This is a genomic window from Sinorhizobium fredii (genome assembly GCF_002944405.1).
In the GTDB taxonomy this organism is placed as follows: domain Bacteria; phylum Pseudomonadota; class Alphaproteobacteria; order Rhizobiales; family Rhizobiaceae; genus Sinorhizobium; species Sinorhizobium fredii_C.
On sequence record NZ_CP024310.1, the window covers coordinates 279,390 to 296,992 of the forward strand.

The 17,603-nt window shown below is 59.0% G+C and carries 14 protein-coding genes and 1 pseudogene; 9 read left to right on the forward strand and 6 right to left on the reverse strand.

All coding sequences use genetic code 11. The features are described 5' to 3' along the window. Positions 1–376: 376 nt before the first annotated feature. The 5 genes from NXT3_RS24955 to NXT3_RS24975 form a co-directional block, all read right to left on the reverse strand. Entirely contained in the window at positions 377–1,417 is a 1,041-nt protein-coding gene (locus NXT3_RS24955; RefSeq protein WP_199773446.1) for an aldo/keto reductase, read from the reverse strand. A gap of 30 nt (positions 1,418–1,447) precedes the next feature. Next, the gene (locus NXT3_RS24960; RefSeq protein ID WP_234828240.1) at positions 1,448–2,596 is read right to left on the reverse strand and encodes an aldo/keto reductase; all 1,149 of its coding nucleotides are present in this window, start codon (positions 2,594–2,596) and stop codon (positions 1,448–1,450) included. Beyond that, entirely contained in the window at positions 2,554–3,537 is a 984-nt protein-coding gene (locus NXT3_RS24965) for a substrate-binding domain-containing protein (protein WP_104840876.1), read from the reverse strand. The genes NXT3_RS24960 and NXT3_RS24965 overlap by 43 nt, the downstream gene beginning before the upstream one ends. A 37-nt stretch (positions 3,538–3,574) precedes the next feature. Next, positions 3,575–4,561 carry an ABC transporter permease gene (locus NXT3_RS24970; RefSeq protein ID WP_104840877.1) on the reverse strand — a complete coding sequence of 329 codons (987 nt, stop codon included), beginning with the start codon at positions 4,559–4,561 and terminating at the stop codon, positions 3,575–3,577. A gap of 73 nt (positions 4,562–4,634) precedes the next feature. Next, a complete protein-coding gene (locus NXT3_RS24975) occupies positions 4,635–6,164 on the reverse strand; it encodes a sugar ABC transporter ATP-binding protein (protein WP_104840878.1) in 1,530 nt (509 codons plus the stop codon). Between the two features lie 115 nt (positions 6,165–6,279). Here NXT3_RS24975 and NXT3_RS24980 point away from each other — a divergent pair, with 115 nt between their 5' ends. Then, a complete protein-coding gene (locus NXT3_RS24980) occupies positions 6,280–7,293 on the forward strand; it encodes an L-threonylcarbamoyladenylate synthase (protein WP_104840879.1) in 1,014 nt (337 codons plus the stop codon). A 178-nt stretch (positions 7,294–7,471) separates the two neighbouring features. Here the strand turns inward: NXT3_RS24980 and NXT3_RS24985 are convergent, their stop codons facing one another. Beyond that, the gene (locus NXT3_RS24985) at positions 7,472–8,452 is read right to left on the reverse strand and encodes an aldo/keto reductase (RefSeq protein ID WP_104840880.1); all 981 of its coding nucleotides are present in this window, start codon (positions 8,450–8,452) and stop codon (positions 7,472–7,474) included. Between the two features lie 186 nt (positions 8,453–8,638). Between NXT3_RS24985 and tkt the strand changes: the two genes are divergently transcribed. The 8 genes and pseudogenes from tkt (at position 8,639) to NXT3_RS25025 (ending at position 17,362) form a co-directional block, all read left to right on the forward strand. Continuing rightward, on the forward strand, positions 8,639–10,630 hold the full coding sequence (tkt, locus tag NXT3_RS24990) for a transketolase (RefSeq protein ID WP_104840881.1): 1,992 nt from the start codon (positions 8,639–8,641) through the stop codon (positions 10,628–10,630). After that, entirely contained in the window at positions 10,627–11,649 is a 1,023-nt protein-coding gene (locus tag NXT3_RS24995) for a class 1 fructose-bisphosphatase (protein WP_104840882.1), read from the forward strand. The genes tkt and NXT3_RS24995 overlap by 4 nt, the downstream gene beginning before the upstream one ends. A gap of 6 nt (positions 11,650–11,655) precedes the next feature. Next, positions 11,656–12,705, forward strand: a complete 1,050-nt coding sequence (fba, locus tag NXT3_RS25000) for a class II fructose-bisphosphate aldolase (RefSeq protein WP_104840883.1) — start codon at positions 11,656–11,658, stop codon at positions 12,703–12,705. 28 nt (positions 12,706–12,733) lie between these two features. After that, positions 12,734–13,507, forward strand: a complete 774-nt coding sequence (locus NXT3_RS25005) for a DeoR/GlpR family DNA-binding transcription regulator (protein WP_104840884.1) — start codon at positions 12,734–12,736, stop codon at positions 13,505–13,507. After that, positions 13,504–14,274, forward strand: coding sequence for a triose-phosphate isomerase (locus NXT3_RS25010; protein WP_104840885.1), 771 nt, complete (start codon positions 13,504–13,506; stop codon positions 14,272–14,274). Before NXT3_RS25005 ends, NXT3_RS25010 begins: the two co-directional genes overlap by 4 nt. Positions 14,275–14,284: 10 nt before the next feature. Then, positions 14,285–14,758: a D-erythrulose-4-phosphate isomerase gene (locus NXT3_RS25015; RefSeq protein ID WP_104840886.1), complete on the forward strand. Its 474-nt coding sequence runs from the start codon at positions 14,285–14,287 to the stop codon at positions 14,756–14,758. A gap of 175 nt (positions 14,759–14,933) precedes the next feature. Next, positions 14,934–15,062 (forward strand): annotated as a pseudogene (locus NXT3_RS25020) (NAD(P)(+) transhydrogenase (Re/Si-specific) subunit beta); the annotation flags it as partial. A gap of 374 nt (positions 15,063–15,436) precedes the next feature. Further along, positions 15,437–17,362: a methyl-accepting chemotaxis protein gene (locus NXT3_RS25025; RefSeq protein ID WP_234828241.1), complete on the forward strand. Its 1,926-nt coding sequence runs from the start codon at positions 15,437–15,439 to the stop codon at positions 17,360–17,362. Positions 17,363–17,603: the final 241 nt, after the last annotated feature.

Sequence of the window (17,603 nt, forward strand, 5' to 3'; positions counted from 1 at the left end):
GCTCTCGACAGCAACTTCAAGAGCTCGGCACCCTGTCTTCGTAGCGGTGCCTCGAACGCTCTCTGGGCCTGTAAAAGGTCAGAGCGGACCCGGCAAAGATGCCGAGTTACATGTTCAGTTGCCGCCAAGCGCCTCCTTCTGTCGCCCCCCTGTCCCACCGAATCCAACATATCGGCGGCACGGCACGACAGCTGGGCGAAGAGTAGGTTCATGCCGGGCTCTCTCAAGCCTAGGTGCATGAAGGAAAACAGTGCGAGCACCTCCCCGTAAGCCCTGACCAGGGTCTCCAGTTCTGACCGCTGCTCCTGCAATTCAACAGCGTTTGCGACTTCGTTGCAGGAGAACGGAATGAGGTCCCGCCGATAACCCACAACCGTCACGCCACCGCAGGGAGTGGCGCAGTTGCGGGCAGCAGACCAGCGGATTGCAGGGCGGTCCAGAATGCGGGCGGAATGCGCTCATTGATCGCCGCCGCGTTCTGATTGACTTCAGCACTGCTTTTCGCTCCCATGACAAGTGTGGCCACGGCCGGGTGGGCATATACGAACTGCATGGCGGCAGCCGGCAGGCTCACCCGGTATTCCTCGCACACCGCTTCGATCGATTTGACGCGGTCGAGGACGGCGGCCGGGACCTTCCCGTAGTCGTATGTCGCCGTTGCGCCAGCGGTTCCGCTGGCCAAAATACCCGAATTGAAGATGCCGCCTGCTATGATTGAAACATTTCTCGACAAAAGCTCATCGAAGGCCGAGTGCAGGGGTTCGTGGTTGAGCAATGTGTAGCGTCCGGCCACTAGGGCGCAGTCGATAGGGAACTCCCGGGAGACGCCGACGACGGAATCCGTTTCATTGACTCCGAGGCCGACCGCCGAGACGCAGCCGGTGGACCGCAGCTCGTCCAGCGCCTTGTACCCTGACGCTCGCAACTGATCCCAGTAGAATTCGCTTTGATCGCCGTGCCAGGCGCGCCCGACATCATGGACGAGTAGGACATCGATGTAGTCGAGACCAAGACGCTGCTGGCTGTCCTCGAACGACCTCATGATTCCGTCGTAGGTGTAGTCGTATGTGTCCAGGAAGGGCAGGGGATCGATCCACTCGATTCCATAGACCGTGTCGAGCTTTTTCGTGCGGCTGGCGGGCTTTAGTACACGGCCAACCTTGGTGCTAACGACGACGTCGTCTCGCAGCTTGTTCACTCTCAGGGCATGGCCCAGAAAATGCTCGGACTTCCCGAAGCCGTACATCGGGGCGCAGTCGAAGTATCGAATGCCGGCAGCGTAACCCGACAGAATCGTCTGCTCGAACTCGTCGTATGATACGTCCGCGTTGAAGCCCGAAATGGGAACCGTTCCAAGCCCCAGTGAGGTTACCCGCACATTCGATTTACCGAGCGGGCGCTGTGTCAGGTCCGACATCACAATGTTCCTTTCTTGACTACGAAGCTTTCAGGCGGGCGATGCGATGATCGGAGCCGCTTCCGGGATGAGGCCCTTTGCCTTGAGCGCGGACCAGAACCCTGGCGGGATCGTCTCGGAAATCGCCTTGACGTTCGCCTCCACATGGGCGGTGCTAAGGGCGCCTTGGACCACCGCAGTGACGGCCGGGTGCGAGTAGACGAAATGCGTCGCCGCGGTCGCAAGCGAAATGCCAAATTCGCCGCAGACTGCCTCGAGAGCTTCAACGCGCTTCAGGATTTCGGGGCTGGCTGTCTGATAGTCGTACGTTCGGACCGCAGCCGCACCTTTGCTCCCCTCTGCCAGGACGCCGGAATTGTAGACGCCGCCTGCGATGATTGCGATCCCGCGGCGCTGAGCCTCGGGGAAAAAGTCTTCAAGAGGCTGATGGTTGAGCAGAGTGTAGCGGCCCGCGACCAACGAGCAATCAAGATCAAATTCGGCTGCGACTTGTAGAACGGACGCGGTCTCGTTGACGCCGAGCCCTATCGCCTTCACTGCTCCGCTGCTGCGAAGCTCATCGCAGGCCCGATAGCCGCTCTGGCGGAGCTGCGAGAGGTATAGGTCGTAGCTGTCGCGATGCCAGACGCCGCTGACATCGTGAAGATAGAGAATATCGACGCCATCAACGCCCATGCGCTGCTGGCTGTCCTCGAATGAACGCATGATCCCGTCGTAGGTGTAGTCGTATTCGTCGACGTAAGGCAGCGGGTCGATCCAGTTGATGCCGTAGAGGCTCTCCGCCCGCTTCGCGCGGCTCGCTGGCTTGAGGATACGTCCCGCTTTCGTGCTGATGACCACGTCGCCGAGGACGCCGTTCACGCGCAGCACATGACCCAGACTGTGCTCAGATTTGCCGAGGCCATAGAGCGGCGCCGTATCAAAATACCGCACGCCCAGCTCGTAGGCCTTCATGACCACCGCTTCGAAATTGGTGAAGGGGACGCTCACCCCGCAACCGCCCAATGGCGAGGTACCAAGACCCAGTGAAGTCAGTTCGACCCCGGTGTTACCGATCTTTCTCTTCTCTAGCACAGTCATATTCCACCTTGATCTGAGAGTGGCGAGCCCGCTGGATGCGGGCTCGCCCATAATAATCACATGTACTTTTTGACGTTTTCTTTGTCCAAGATCAGCCACGGAACGACGTAGTCCTTCTGTGTGCCCTCCTTCCACTCCATCAGGTCCTTCCATACCTCCGACTGCGGCTTGTAATCCGCGCCGATTACCTGACGCAAAGCAAGATCTACTGCGCCTTGCCCTTCCGCCCTGGCATACTTGTAAAGGGTGACCGCCATTTCGCCGTTCTCGACGGCGCGTTTTGCGTCCGGGATGCCGTCGATCGCAATGACCGGAACCTTGCTGAGATCAACATTGGCTGCCTTCATGGCTTCAATGGCGCCGAGCGCCATCTCGTCGTTCTCGGCGAGCACGCCATTGATCTGGCCGGGATAGGCGGAGAGCCAGTTCTCCATGAGAGCCTGGCCCTCGGCGCGGCTCCAGTTGCCGCTCTTGTCGGCGATCATCTTGAGGTTCGAATGCGCTTCGAGCCCGGCGTCGACGCCGGCGCGACGTTCAATCTGGGCCGACTGGCCGATAGGCCCTTCCATCAGGACCAGATTGCCGCCGCTCGGGAGGCGCTTCGCCATTTCCTCGGCGATGATCCTGCCGCCTTCGCGGTCGTCGACGATAATCGACGCGGTATAGTTTTTCGACGAGGTTTTGAGCGCGGAGACGATCACCGGAACCTTTGCCTCGGCCGCCTTGTCGATGGCCGGGGCCGAAGCCTCGAGATCGAACGGGGCCATGATGATCGCATTGAACTGCTGGGTCAGCGCGGTATCGATCTGGTTGGCCTGGATCAGCGGATCGTATTTGCCATCAAAAACCGTGATCTCGACCTTGCCCTCCTTGACGGCAGGGTGGTTCTGGATCTCCGTGGACCAGGCCTTCATGTATTCGCCCGCCTCGCCGAAAGAAAGCGCAGCAATACGGATCTTTTCCTGGGCTGCGGCGAGGCTCGCACTCAGCAGCATCGTCGAGGCTGCGATCGCGGCAATGAATGTACGTCTGTTAATCATATTCTCCTCCGATTGTTCTTGTTGCTATTGACAACTGTTACTTGCGTATTTGGTCTGCGATCACGGCTAAGACTATAATGGCTCCTTTCAATAGTTGCTGGTAATATGACGACACGCCCATCAGATCCATCCCGTTGTTGATGGTGCCGATGATCAGTGCGCCGAAGAGGGTCCCGACGAGCGAGCCGCGTCCGCCGGAGAGGCTCGTGCCGCCGATCACGACTGCTGCGATGGCGTCGAGCTCGTAGCCGATGCCCGCCTGCGGCAGTGCCGCTGTCGTGCGGGCCGTCAGCACAAGTCCGGCAAGCCCGGCGAGCAGACCGCAGATCACGTAGGTGGCGGCGATGATGGTACGGGTCGAGATACCGCTGGTCCGGGCCGCTTTTTCATTGCCGCCGACGGCGTAGACGTAGCGTCCAAAAGTCGTCCTCGAGAGCGTGAGCCAGCCAATCAGGAACACGGCGAAGAAGATGAGGACGGGAACCGGGAGGCCGAGGACTGTTCCGCTGCCGATCCACCGCAGGGAAGCGGTAAGGTTAGCGATCGGCCTTCCGTCGGAATAGATCAGAGTGAGGCCCCTGGCCATACTCAGCATCCCGAGCGTCGCGACAAAGGGCGGCACGTTGATCCGGGCGATGAGAACTCCGTTCGCGAGGCCGACGACGGCTCCGGTACCGAGCGCTGCAAGAATACTCCAGATCACCAAGTTCTCGTTCCCGGTTGTCACCAGGTTGGCTGCCAGCATTCCGGCGAGTGCCATGACCGATCCGACCGACAGGTCGATGCCCTTTGTCAGGATGACGAACGTCACCCCGATGGCGAGAATGCCGTTGATGCTCGACTGACGAAGAAGGTTGAGCCAGTTGTTCCAAGTGAGGAAGTACTGGTTCAACGAGGTGAAAAGCACGCAGATTGCGAGAAACACCAGAATGATGCTGAACGACTTTATGAAGTCCTTGGTGACCTCGGCTTTCCTGCGCTCCGACGGAGTGCCGGTGGCGATTTTAGTGATGTTAGCGTTCATTTGACTCGTCCTGAATACGGTCGCGACACCGGCAGCAGTTATGCTTGCCGAACCTGAGGGGAGCGCAGGCTTCTCAACTTGCGAGCTCCATGATCATTTGCTGGGTGGCGCCATGGCCGTCGATCACGTCGACCAACGTTCCTGCCTTGAAAATCGCAATCCTGTCGCTAACCTGCAGGATCTCCGGAGCCTCGGACGACACGACGAGAACACCGTGACCCTTGGCGGCGAAGTCCCGCAGGAAGGCGTAGATCTCCTGCTTGGAGCCTTCGTCGATGCCGCGGGTGGGCTCGTCGCAGATCAGAAGTCGGGGATTGGTTGTCAGGCATCGCGCGAAGACGACCTTTTGCTGGTTTCCGCCGCTGAGATTCTCGACCGCAAGCTCGGAAGAGCTGGTCTTGATCCGCTGGGAGCGGATCATCTCCTCGACGACTTCGCGTTCCTTCTGCTGCTTCACGAAGCCGCTGACCGCCATCAGGGAAAGGGCGGAAAGCGTGATGTTATGGGCGATCGAAGACGACAGGACCAAGCCGCTGTCCTTGCGGTCCTCGGACACCATCGCCATGCCCAACTTGATCGATTCACGCGGCTTGCCGCGCGGAACCGGCTTTCCTGCAAGCATCACCTCGCCGGATGTCGGCGTTTCCATCCCATAGACCGCCTCCAGGAACTCGGTCCGGCCGGAGCCGAGAAGGCCATAGATTCCGAAAACTTCGCCGGCGGCGACGGAGATCGAAATGTCCTTGAATTCGCTTTCGCGGGACAGGTTCCGAACCTCAAGCAAGATGGGAGCTCCCGCGTTCGGGCGCTCTTTCTCGACGACCTTGACCTCGCGCCCGACGATATGAGTGACAAGCTCCTTGCGGGTGGTGTCCTTCATAGAGCCGCTTACGATGTAGTTGCCGTCGCGGAAAACCGTAAACTCGTCAGCAATTTCGAAGATTTCCGAGAGCTTGTGCGAAACGTAGATAATGCCCGAGCCACGATGCTTCAGACGGTCGATCGCAGCGAACAGGATGTGGGCTTCGTGCTCGCCGATCGCCGAAGTAGGCTCGTCCATGATGACGATATCCGCATCGAAGCTCAGCGCCTTGGCGATCTCGACCAACTGGGTTTCAGCCAGGCTGAGGTTTGACATGCGGGCGTTGGCGCGGATCGGGAAGCCGATATCGTCCAGGAGCTTCTGCGCCTGCGTCTCCAATGCGGCGAAATCGATGAAAGCCCCAAGACGTTTGGGCTCCCTTCCGAGATAGATGTTCTCGGCCACCGTCATTTCCAGCACCGGAGAAAGCTCCTGGGTGATGATCGCGATGCCGTGATCGAGCGCCTCGCTCGCGGAGCGGAAATCGACAACTTCACCCTTGATCTTGATGCTGCCCTCGTCCCTGCGCAGAAGACCCATGACTATGTTCAGGAAGGTGGACTTCCCAGCCCCGTTTCCGCCGCACAGGGCGTGAACGGTTCCCGGACGAAGCTTCAGGTGCCCATTGCGCAGCGCCGGAACGCCATGAAACGCTTTCGCAACGCCATCCGCCTCGAGCAGTAGACCGTTTGAGGTCGTCGAGTGTTGCGCGGTGTCGAATGTGACACTTCCCGTCGTCATGAAACCTCCCAAAGGCCAACTCCCATTAGCCAAGAGAGAAGGTATAAGGTCATACCTATTTTGACAAGTGGTTTTTTTCCCGTTATTCGAACAGCGAGACGGAAGGGGTTTTTCAATGATCATTGATGTCGCAGCCGATCCCGCGATGGGGATTGCTTCAGCTGTCGAGGCGCTCGAGCGGGGCGCTGTGATCGCGTTGCCGACCGAGACCGTTTACGGCTTGGCCGCCGACGCCACGAATGAAGCCGCGGTATCAAAAATTTTCGACATCAAGCGTCGACCGGGCTTCAACCCGCTTATCTGCCACTGCTCCGATCTCGAGATGGTCAGCGAATACGCGAGCCTGGATCCGGTCAGTCTCCGTCTTGCAGAAAGGTTCTGGCCGGGGCCGATGACCTTGGTGCTCAACTTGAACCCCGGTACGCTTCCATCCGTGACCACGGCCAGCCTGACTACCGTCGCCATTAGAATTCCCACGGGATTCAGCAATGGCTTGATCAGGTCCTATCGAAGGCCGCTGGCCGCCCCGAGCGCCAATATCTCGGGAAGGGTGAGCGCGACGACAGCCGCGCACGTCGAGAGTGAATTCGGCGATGGAGTGCCGTTGATCCTCGATGGCGGGCCGACGAAGATCGGCGTCGAATCCACTATCCTGAGGGTCTGCGGCAATGGCATCGAGTTGCTTCGTCCTGGCGGCCTCCCGATCGAGCTCGTCGAGCATGCTGCAGATCTTCAAGTCAGCGTCCCAAACCTCTCCGGCAAAGTACTCGCACCGGGAATGCTGACGTCGCATTATGCTCCGCGCGCGATGGTCAGGCTGAACGCCACGCGCGTCGGGCCGGGCGAGACGCTCCTCAAGTTCGGCGATGCCATCGTCCCAGGCGAAGGGGTCTGCGCACGCGTTTTCAACCTAAGTCCGAAGGGCGATCTCGAGGAGCTTGCGGCAAAATTGTATGCGACGCTCAAAGAGGCCGACGATGCCGGCGCGGAATCCATAGCAATCGTTCCCATACCGGACCAGGGCTTGGGGCTGGCGATCAACGACCGACTCCGGCGAGCTGCGGCGCCGCGAACCCTGACACCAGGCGAACGCGAGCAGGCAGCCCTTCGAAATGAAGAAGCCAGGTGATTCGAAGTTTGGGCAAGGCGGCCACGAATTGTTCCGCGGCGCCTTGCTACCGGGCGGGTTCTTGAGGTGACGCACGTCATCCGGCATGAAGGCAAACCGACGGGTCGCAGACGGGCGCCAGTTGCCAGGCGTCTTGAACTTCAGACTGCGGTCACAGCGTCCGACGGCGAAAACGTCGTCACATCAGGCCGACCACATCGTGGGGTACGTAGGGAGCTTCAAGCCGCTGGATTTCGTCGTCTGTCAATTTGACGGCCAGCGATCCCACCGCATCCTGCAGATGGCTGGGCTTGGTGGCTCCGATGATGGGGCAGGTCACACCCTGCTTCTGCAGCACCCACGCCAAGGCTATTTGCGCTTGAGGCAGGCCGCGTTCCGCAGCAATCTTGGCAACTTCGTCCACGACCAGCCGATCTGCGGCAGCAGCCTTCTCGTAGAACCTGCCGGTGACGTTGTCCGTTTCCGCTCGTTTGGACTGGGATCCGCTTCCCTTCGTGAGAATACCGCGTGCGAGCGGGCTGAACGTCATCACGCCGATGCCTTCGGCGCGGCACAGCGGCAGCATCTCGCGCTCCTCCTCGCGATAGATGAGATTGAGATGAAGCTGCATTGATGCGAACGCCGCCCAGTTCTTGCGCTTGGAGATCTGGATCGCCGTTGCGAACTGCCACGCGTACATGTTGCTCGCGCCGATGTAGCGAACTTTCCCCGCCTTCACGATGTCATTGAGCGCCTCGAGCGTCTCCTCGATGGGCGTTTCGCTGTCCCAAAAATGCGTCTGGTACAGATCGATGTAGTCCGTTCCCAGGCGACGGAGACTGTTGTCGACCTCAGACAGGATCGCTTTGCGTGACAGGCCGGCGCCGTTTGGACTGGCGTTCATCCGCCCAAAAACCTTGGTCGCCAAAACGATTTCGTCACGCCGGCCGTGTTCCTTCAACAGCTTGCCGACGATCTCCTCGCTGGTGCCGTCGGAATAAACGTTCGCCGTGTCGAGGAAATTGATCCCGGCATCCAGCGCCTGGTGGAAAAGCGGGCGCGCCTCGGCTTCGGCAAGCGTCCACTGGTGATTGCCCCTTTCAGGTTCTCCAAAGCTCATACAACCCAAGGCCAAACGCGAGACCTTGAGTCCGGTCGCTCCCAAGCGAACATATTCCATGTTTTCACTCCTTAAGGTATGAGGTATGATCATAACTAGCAGAGGGCATGGCTCGTCGTCATTAAAAATTTCGCGAAGTGTTACCGATTGCATCAAAATCACAAATTTTATGTGACTTTGGTATTTCTGTGTTGTGATTTTCGGAGAAACGCGTCACATTAGAGACAATTAAAGAAGGAGGAACAGTTGACAGCAGTTTCGGTCCGCGATCTCGCAAACGCTATCCGCGTCCTATCAATCGACGGCGTTGAGGCGGCAAATTCCGGCCACCCCGGCATGCCGATGGGTATGGCCGACGCGGCGGCCGTTCTCTTTGGCAAGCACCTCAATTTCGATGCGAGCGAACCCGGCTGGCCGGATCGCGACCGGTTTGTTCTGTCGAACGGCCATGGCTCGATGCTGCTATACAGCCTTCTCTATCTGACCGGTTACAAGGAGATGACCCTCGCGGAGATTCGCAATTTCCGCCAGTTGGGCTCGAAAACGCCGGGCCACCCGGAATACGGCCACACCGCCGGCGTCGAGACGACGACGGGGCCGCTGGGGCAGGGCATTGCCTCCGCCGTCGGTATGGCTATCGCGGAGCGGCGCCTGAGCGCGGAATTCGGCACTGCGCTCGTCGATCACCACACCTATGTCTTCTGCGGTGACGGATGCCTCATGGAAGGCGTCGGCCAGGAAGCTGCCTCGCTGGCGGGCCATCTTCGACTCGGCAAGCTGATCGTCCTCTACGACGACAACTCCATCACGATCGACGGTTCGACTGCGATTGCGTTTTCGGAAGATGTGCTAGCGAGGTTCGGTGCATACGGATGGCACACGCAACGCGTAGATGGCCATGACGCTGACGCGATCGACGCGGCGATCTCCAACGCGAAATCGGAAGCATCGCGACCGTCCCTCATCGCTCTGAAAACCATCATTGGATTCGGGTCTCCGTCAAAGGCGGGAAAGAGCTCGGTGCACGGCGCGCCGCTGGGCGCGAGCGAAGCCGCCGCGACAAAGACGGCCTACGGCTGGACGGCAGATCCTTTCGACATTCCGACGCCGATCCTGGACACATGGCGCGCAATCGGCGCCAAGGGCGCGAAGTCCCGCAGAGAGTGGCAAGCGCGGCTCGAAGCAGCGGAACCCGACGTCAAAAGCGAGTTCGAGCGTCGCACCGCGGGATCATTGCCGCCGCACTACGCGGAGGCGGTGAACGCCGCCAAGGCGAAGCTGCTTGATAAGCCGCAATCGGTGGCCACGCGCAAGGCAAGCCAGATCGCCCTGGAGGCGCTGACGGAGTTGCTTCCAGAAATGATCGGCGGCTCGGCGGACCTTACCCACTCGAACTTGACGCGTGTGCCGGCCGTCGACAGCGATTTCACCGCCGCTGCAAGCGGGCGCTATGTCAGCTATGGCGTGCGGGAGTTCGCCATGGCCGCCGCGATGAATGGCATGGCGGTTCACGGCGGCTTCATACCGTATGGCGGCACGTTCCTCGTATTCTCGGACTATTGCCGCAACGCCATTCGTGTGGCGGCCCTGATGGGCGCGCACTCCATCTTCGTGATGACGCATGATTCAATCGGTCTTGGCGAAGATGGCCCGACCCACCAGCCGGTCGAGCATCTCGCCAGCCTCAGGGCCATGCCAAACTTGCATGTGTTCCGGCCCGCGGACACGATCGAAACGCTGGAATGCTGGGACTTGGCGATAACCAGCAAGAACACGCCGTCCGTTCTGGCGCTCTCACGGCAGAATGTTCCTCAGCTTCGCTCGGAGCGTGATGGCACCAATCGCTGCGCACGAGGCGCCTACGTGCTGCGGGAGGCCAGTACGGAACGTGCCGTCACGCTCATCGCGACTGGAACGGAGGTCGCGCTTGCGGTCCAGGCCGCCGAAGAGCTCGAAAGGAGAAACATTCCAGCCGCTGTCGTCTCGATGCCGAGCTGGGACCTCTTCGAAAAGCAGGCCAAGGACTACCGGCACGCGGTGCTGGGAGACGCGCCCCGCATCGCAGTGGAAGCGCTCTCGAAGTTCGGCTGGACCAGGTATGTGGACAGCGAAGACGACGTGATTGGGATGTCCGGCTTTGGCGCGTCGGCGCCGGCGGAGACGTTGTATGAAATGTTCGGGATTACCCGTGACTCGATAGTCGCGCGAGCCGTTGCAAGGGTGAGGGGCGACGAATGAGCACTCCCGCAACTCTCGCCAGCGACGAGGCCTCCTTTCAGCACGGGTCGGTCGATGAGTACCTCTCGACATGGGCGGGTGAGGACCGGTCGCGTCAGCGCGTGACGGCGCTTATCAACGGGGTCTTGGACGCAGCATGTCTGCTGTCGGAGCGTATCGCGACCGGTTCGCTGGAAGGCGATCCGGCGCGACTTGTCGGATCCAATTCCGACGGGGACGCGCAAAAGGCCATCGACGTTGCTTCGCACGCGCTATTCGTCGAGGTTCTGGAACGGGCAGGGGCCGGATGGGTCCTCTCCGAAGAGGCTGACGAGCCTGTTGTGTTCAAGGGTTCGGGGTTCGGTGTGGCTATCGATCCGATCGATGGTTCGGGCAACGTTGGTCTGGGCGCCCCGGTGGGCACGCTGTTCTCGATCATTCCACTCACCGAAGCTGAAGACCCGTTCTTAACCTCTGGCAGGCGGCAGGTCGCCGCCGGGTATGTCTCCTTCGGCAACACGGTCGACCTCGGCTTCTCCGTCGGAGACGGCATGCTGCTTGCGACTATGCATCCGCAGACGGGCGAGTTCTTGATTGTGAGAAGGCAAGTCCAAGTACCGCCGGACACGTCGGAACTTGCTTTCAACGCTTCGGTTCACCGCCACCTTCAATCTGGTCTCAGCCTGTATGTTCAGGACTGCCTGGCGGGCAGGGAGGGACCGCGCGGCCGCGACTTCAACATGCGCTGGCTGGGATCGGCAGTCGGCGAACTCCACCGAATCCTGCTCAGGGGCGGTGTTTTCTTCTACGCCGCCGACAAGCGACCAGGGTACCAAAATGGACGACTACGCCTGGTGTACGAGGCAAACCCGATCGCGTTCCTGATGGAACAGGCCGGAGGGCGGGCGACGGACGGCACTTCGGCCATCCTGGATAAGGTCCCGACCTCCCACCATTGCCGCACACCGCTCGTCTTCGGTTCGGCGACCGAGGTCGATCTAATCGCGAGCTATCTCAATTCCAATCCAACCAGCGAGTGAGACTTCATGGCCAGGATCACCCTCCGCCAACTGCTGGACGACGCCGCCGAACAAGGGTACGGCGTGCCGGCGTTCAACATCAACAACATGGAGCAGGCGCTCGCCATTATGGAGGCGGCCGATGACACGGATTCGCCTGTCATTCTGCAGGCGAGCCGCGGCGCGCGGGCATATGTCAACGACATCATGCTCAAGCACATGATGGATGCGGTGACAGAGATCTATCCGCATATTCCCGTTTGCGTCCATCTTGACCACGGAAACGAACCGAGCACCTGCGTCACCGCAATTCAACACGGTTTCACTTCGGTGATGATGGACGGATCGATCCGCGCTGACGGGAAGACGCCGGCGGACTGGGACTACAACGTAAATGTCACGAAAAGCGTCTGCGAAACAGCCCATTGGGCTGGGGTTTCGGTGGAAGGGGAGCTTGGGGTTCTGGGCTCGCTCGAGACCGGCATCGGCGAAGCCGAAGACGGTCACGGTGTCGAAGGCAAGCTCGATCTGCATCAGCTTCTGACCGATCCCGACGAGGCCTTCAAATTCGTCAAGGAGACCAAGGTGGACGCGCTCGCCGTCGCAATGGGCACCAGCCATGGAGCCTACAAGTTCTCGCGTCGCCCGGACGGAGAGGTTCTCGCGATGGATGTTATCGAGGCGATCCACCGGAAGCTGCCGAATACGCATCTTGTCATGCACGGTTCTTCGAGCGTGCCGGAGGAGCTGCAGGAGATCTTCAACACCTTCGGCGGAAGGATGAAGCCAACTTGGGGCGTGCCGCTCGAGGAAATTCAGCGAGGCATCCGGCACGGCGTTCGAAAGGTCAACATCGACACGGACTGCCGCATGGCCATGACAGGGCAGGTACGCAGAGTGCTTGCCGAAGACCCGACGGAATTCGACCCTCGCAAATACTTGAAGCCTGCAATGACGGCGCTTTCGAAGCTCTGTCGCGAAAGATTTGAGGCCTTCGGAACGGCCGGACGCGCGAGCTCGATCAACGTCATCCCCCTCGCAGAAATGGCGAAGCGGTACCGGGCAGGTTCGCTATAGGTCGAGGCGATTTAGAACGGAGACGTTGATGAAGCGGGATGAGCGCAGGCAGCAAATCATCGAGATGCTGGTCGAGAACAAGACCGTCGATCTCGACGAGCTTGCCGATCATTTTGCGGTGTCTAAGATGACGATCCATCGTGATCTCGACGATCTCGAGCAGGAAGGCGTCCTGCGCAAGGTCCGCGGCGGTGCAACGATCGACGCCGGAACGCGGTTCGAAAGCGACTTCCGAATTCGCGCGCGCCAAGACAACGCGGCCAAGATCGCGATGGCGCAGGCCGCTTTGAAGCTGGTCGAGCCGGGTATGACGGTAATGGTCAACGACGGCTCGATGGCAGCCGTGCTCGGCGCGATGCTGCCGCAGAAGCGGCCGCTCACCCTGATCACCAACAACGCGGAGATCATGGAACGGCTGAAAAGCGAGGCCGGCATCACGCTGATCGGACTCGGCGGCATGTATTCGGCAAAATTCAACGCTTATCTCGGCATCGTCACCGAGGATGCGCTTTCGCGGCTGAGGGCGGACATCGCCTTCATTTCAACCCCCGCCATGAGCGGCAGGATCGCCTATCACATGGACGACAATGTCGTGCGTGCGAAGCGCGCGATGATTTCGTCGTCGGTCAGGGCCTGCCTCTTGGTCAACCATCAGCGGTTCGGCCACACCGCCTTGAACGTCCTGGCAGACGTAGCTGAGTTCGACGCGGTCATCACCGATCGCGCGCCTGGTGCTGCTGCCCTGGACGAATTTGAACGGGCGGGCATCAAGCTCACCATTGCATCGACGGATCCGACATGACCGGCAAATCGCGCTTCTGGATTGGCACCAGCTGGAAGATGAACAAGACGCTTTCCGAGGCCGAGCATTTTGTGCGGAGCCTCAAGGACGCAGACGCGACGCGTGATCGGCGCATCCAGCGCTTCGTCATTCCCGCTTTCACCGTCCTTCGCGAGGTCAAGGCGATGCTCGCCCAAACCTCCGTCAAGGTCGGCGCGCAGAACATGCACTGGGCCGACCAGGGCGCGTGGACGGGCGAAGTCTCACCGCTGATGCTGAAGGACTGCAATATCGATCTGGTCGAACTCGGCCACTCGGAGCGGCGTGAACACTTCGGGGAGACCGACGAAACGGTGGGCTTGAAGACCGAAGCCGCCGTCCGGCACGGTCTTATTCCGCTGATCTGCATAGGTGAGACGCTGAGAGACCGCGACAGCGGTAACGCACCGGAAATCCTGGCTGCCCAGGTGCGCGGCGCGCTCTCGACATTGACCGCTGGGCAGAAAGAGGCCGAGGTCCTCCTTGCCTATGAGCCCGTCTGGGCCATCGGCGAGAAGGGCATCCCGGCAACCGCCGAGTACGCCGATGCGCGTCAGGCGGAAATTATCGCCGTCGCCGAAGAGGTGGTCGGTCGAAAGATCCCCTGCCTCTACGGCGGGTCGGTCAATCCGCAGAACTGCGAAGAGCTGATTTCGAGCCCGCACGTCGACGGGCTGTTCATCGGCCGTTCGGCATGGAGCGTCGAGGGGTACCTCGACATCCTTGCGAAATGCGCCGCCAAACTCTGAGGAGAAACACATGAAGGTTGCCATTGCAGGAGACAGCGCAGGCGAAGGTCTCGCCAAGCTTTTGGCCGAACACCTGAAAGATCGCTTTGACGTCTACGAAGTCTCCCGAACCGAGGCGGGTCCCGATCCCTTTTACGCCAATCTGTCGGAGCGCGTCGCCTCCGGCGTGCTCGACGGCACATACGACAAGGCCATTCTCGTTTGCGGAACCGGAATCAGCGTCTGTATCGCAGCGAACAAGGTTCCGGGCATCCGTGCGGCCCTGACACACGACACCTATTCCGCCGAGCGTGCTGCCCTTTCGAACAACGCGCAGATCATCACCATGGGTGCCCGTGTTATCGGACCGGAGCACGCTAAGTCGATCGCAGACACGTTTCTGGGCAAGACGTTCGACGAAGGCGGCCAGTCTGCGGGCAATGTCAGGGCGATCAACGACCTAGACAGCAAGTATCATCCGGGCGTGCCGAGTTCGAGCAGTTAGTTGAGATCAACTCGGGGTGAGCACATGCATTCATCCAACTCGAGCCGTCGAGCAGGTAACAGAGATATAAACGTAGGGAGGTGGCAGTGATCGTCGGGGCTTTAAGAGAACGGCATCAACAGGAAGGCGAGAGTAGCGGTGACCCCTGAATCTGCGGTCCAATTAAAGTTGGGCGTTGTCGAAGCGAGGCCAAGGCACTGGTTACTCGGGCATCGAAAATCCGCTGTTCTACAAGGACAACACCCGAATGCTCTATGGCGATGCCAAGACCTCGCCCGAAAAGCTGCTGAGATTGATAGACTAAAGTTCCCCACGCTCTGTGCACGTGAGCGACACGAATGAGAACCGGCTCTCCCTCCGGTCTCACACAGAGCGTTTTGCCCCGCAGGCCTTTGCCTGCGGGGTCTTTTATCCTGCCGTATTGAGGCCTTCCCAGTTCAGGAGGCCTTTAGGGGTAAATCGACATGTCGGACCTCAGGACCTTGCAAGCTCGTCGATATGCCAATCCGAACCTGTCGGACACTGCTGATCAACAGAAGTGTCCGGAGTTCGCCATCGGCAATATCTGAGTTGGACCATTTTAACTCATATTAAAGGTATAAGGTTATACCTACTATCAGCACTTTGATAAAGCTGCATGGCGCAGCACGTTTTCCTCATAAGCGTCGACAGCCAGAGATGGACTGGACGCTAAATCACCTCGTTCAAAGTTTACATCAAGCTGGCGGAGGAATGATGCGAGATATTCGGAAATTTGGCGTGGCGATACGTTTGTCGATCGCTTTCGGGATGCTGTTGTTCGCGATGGGAATTCTGTCTCTTTCGTCAATCAGGCAGGTGAATGAAATCAACGCAAAGCTCAGCCTCATAAATGGGAGTAACAGCCAAAAATACCGGAACGGCATTGATATGCTCGGAACGGTGCGTGATCGAGCAATGGCCTTGCGGGACGTCGTTTTGACCGACTCAAATACAGATCAAGCGACGACAATCGCGATGATGAAAAAGCTGCGGGCGTCCTATGCCTCGAACTCCGCGGAGTTGCAGAAGGCCGTAAACTCCGATGACTTCAGCACTGCCGCTGAGCGTCGTCTTGTTGATGGGCTGTCCGCATTTCAGAATGAAGCGGAGCCACTGATCGCCGAAGTTATCAAGCTGACACTTGACGGAAGAAAAGACCAGGCAAAGCCACTTCTCTTAAATAAATTACGACCCAAGTTGACGGCATGGATTGGTGCTCTGAACAAATTGATCGACTACGAGCAGGCATTGAACCAGGGCGTAGGCGGCAAAGTCAAAGCGGCTTCTGACGAGTTTAAATCCCTGACCCTCACTGCGCTAGGTGTGGCTGCTTTGTTCGGAGTATTTGCGGCAGCGCTCACTACCCGCTCAATCATAGCGCCTCTGGCGAAGTTGCAGCAGTCAGTTCGTCAAATGATTGCCGGCGACATGCAGATTGACCGAGTAATTGAGCAACGGAGGGATGAAATCGGCCAGTTAGCTAGGCAGATATCCAGCCTCAAGACCCATATTATAGAGAAAGCTGAGCGCGATGCGATTGCCGAACATCATCGACAGGATGCTGAGCGGCAGCGTTTAGAGAAGGACGGGGAAGAGCGCAAGCGGGCTGCCGAACAGACTAGTTCAGCCGTTGAGCAAGTTGCCGATGCTTTGAAAGAATTGTCGAAAGGCAACCTTTGCGTTCAGCTCAACCGGCCTTTCACGGAAGCTCTTGAGCCGCTCAGATTGGACTTCAATGCAGCGATCAACCAGCTTCGTGATGCGATGTCCGAGGTGAACTATAATGCGCAGGCGATTGCTGCAGGTGCTGAGGAAATCCGTACTTCCTCGAGCGAACTCGCGACGAGGACGGAGCAGCAAGCTTTAGTTGTTGAGCGGACGGCGTCGGTGCTCGCAGATATGACAAGGCAGGTCGTGGACGCTAGCCATAGAGCACACGAAGCAGGGGTCCTGGTCGATGAAACCAAAGAGAATGTCGAGCGGTCAGGCACGATAATGCGCGATGCTGTTGAGGCTATGACGAACATTCGGGCGTCTTCGGTTGAAATAGGCAATATCATCGGCGTTATCGATGAGATCGCGTCTCAGACAAACCTCCTGGCCTTAAACGCAGGCATTGAGGCGGCTCGCGCTGGTGAGACTGGCCGTGGGTTTGCGGTGGTGGCCCAGGAGGTCAGAGACCTGGCACAAAGGTCTGCGGCGGCCGCCAAAGAAATCCAGTCCTTGGTTGAAGTTTCTAACCTACATATAAATGATGGGGTTCAACGCGTGCACCAAGCCGGCAATGCCTTGGCACAAATCGTTGTTCAGGTGCAGAGTGTTAATCAAAACGTCGACGCCATTGCTCAAGTTTCTCGCGTTCAAGCAGACGGGCTCAAGGACATCAATTTCTCGGTAGAAAAAATTGAATCAGCGACACAACAAAATGCAGCAATGGTGGAAGAGTCGACCGCTGCCGTCCACAGTCTCGCGAAGGAGGCAGCCTCGCTTTTCGAGATGTTGTCCAGGTTCCAGGTGGACGACGGGCCAGCAAACACCAAGCGCGTAGAAGAGCCAGCGTTCTCTGTGGCCGTAGCATCGTAGTCGATCTTGCAAAGCAGGTTTTCAGTTCAAAGCGTGACCTGCCACTGAGAATCTCCGCCAGAATGGACTAGTGACGTTCAATGATCTGAATGCTGAAATCATGTATCACCCGACCAAACCCTCTACGAAAAGATCTGCTGGCCGCAGACCGCGTCCATACCGTCAAAGGGTCATGCTCGGGCACAAGAAGCTAAAGAATCATGCGTCGCAGGTTCTGCAATTCTGTCGCGCCATCAGCGTA

Coding starts and splice junctions, on each gene's coding strand:
- NXT3_RS24980 (WP_104840879.1), top strand. CDS start 6,280: ATGATCATTGATGTCGCAGCCGATCCCGCGATGGGGATTGCTTCAGCT.
- NXT3_RS25010 (WP_104840885.1), top strand. CDS start 13,504: ATGACCGGCAAATCGCGCTTCTGGATTGGCACCAGCTGGAAGATGAAC.
- NXT3_RS24975 (WP_104840878.1), bottom strand. CDS start 6,164: ATGACGACGGGAAGTGTCACATTCGACACCGCGCAACACTCGACGACC.
- NXT3_RS25025 (WP_234828241.1), top strand. CDS start 15,437: ATGGACTGGACGCTAAATCACCTCGTTCAAAGTTTACATCAAGCTGGC.
- NXT3_RS24985 (WP_104840880.1), bottom strand. CDS start 8,452: ATGGAATATGTTCGCTTGGGAGCGACCGGACTCAAGGTCTCGCGTTTG.
- fba (WP_104840883.1), top strand. CDS start 11,656: ATGGCCAGGATCACCCTCCGCCAACTGCTGGACGACGCCGCCGAACAA.
- NXT3_RS24965 (WP_104840876.1), bottom strand. CDS start 3,537: ATGATTAACAGACGTACATTCATTGCCGCGATCGCAGCCTCGACGATG.
- NXT3_RS24970 (WP_104840877.1), bottom strand. CDS start 4,561: ATGAACGCTAACATCACTAAAATCGCCACCGGCACTCCGTCGGAGCGC.
- NXT3_RS24995 (WP_104840882.1), top strand. CDS start 10,627: ATGAGCACTCCCGCAACTCTCGCCAGCGACGAGGCCTCCTTTCAGCAC.
- NXT3_RS25005 (WP_104840884.1), top strand. CDS start 12,734: ATGAAGCGGGATGAGCGCAGGCAGCAAATCATCGAGATGCTGGTCGAG.
- NXT3_RS25015 (WP_104840886.1), top strand. CDS start 14,285: ATGAAGGTTGCCATTGCAGGAGACAGCGCAGGCGAAGGTCTCGCCAAG.
- NXT3_RS24955 (WP_199773446.1), bottom strand. CDS start 1,417: ATGTCGGACCTGACACAGCGCCCGCTCGGTAAATCGAATGTGCGGGTA.